The organism is Rhodanobacter panaciterrae, from assembly GCF_014651895.1.
GTDB lineage: Bacteria > Pseudomonadota > Gammaproteobacteria > Xanthomonadales > Rhodanobacteraceae > Rhodanobacter > Rhodanobacter panaciterrae.
Genome location: NZ_BMXT01000012.1, coordinates 1 through 801 on the forward strand (window position 1 = coordinate 1; position 801 = coordinate 801).

Genomic DNA, 801 nt, shown 5'->3' on the forward strand with positions numbered 1-801 from the left:
CGCCGCTGAGTCCGCAACAGCATGACTACACCCAGGCCATGCAACGCTCCGGCGGGATGCTGCTGAAGCTGCTCAACGACGCCCTGGATCTGGCCCGCATCGAAGCGGGCAAACTGGAGCTGGAGCCGGCGCCGTTCGATCCGCGCCAGTTGCTCGAGGACGTGACCCAGCTGGAACAGGGTCTGGCCCATACCAAGGGCATCCGCTTCGTACTCGAGATGGCGGACGACTTGCCGAAGCAGTTGCTTGGCGATGCGTTGCGGATCAAGCAGGTGCTGTTGAACCTGGCCAACAACGCGCTGAAGTTCACCGAGCACGGCAGCGTCACCCTGCGTGCGCAGCGCACCACCGATGGTCTGCAGTTCAGCGTCAGCGATACCGGTCCAGGTATTCCCGAGGCGAGTCAGGCGCGCCTGTTCCAGCGTTTCGAACAGGAAGACGGTCCGCAGCGTCGCGCCGGCAGCGGTCTGGGTCTGGCGATCTGCCGCGAGCTGGTCGACATGATGGGCGGCAGCATCGAACTGGAATCGCGTCTCGCGCACGGCAGCACATTCCGCGTGCGGTTGCCGCTACCCGAACCGGCAGTGGCCCCACCGTCGATCGACGTCGTCACCGGTCAGTGTTATCGACTGCTGCTGGTGGAAGACGACACCATCGTGGCGGCGGTGATCCGCGGCCTGCTCGAACGCGAAGGTCACCACGTGGTGCATGTCACCAACGGACTGGCGGCACTGGCCGAGCTGGCGCAGGCGAGCTTCGAGGCGGTACTGCTGGATCTGGATCTGCCCGGCGTCGACGGCT

General features: G+C 65.3%; 1 protein-coding gene. It reads left to right on the forward strand.

All coding sequences use genetic code 11. From position 1 onward, the window contains the following. The coding region (locus IE071_RS15780) for a response regulator (protein ID WP_189442551.1) at positions 1–801 on the forward strand (801 nt) is incomplete at both ends.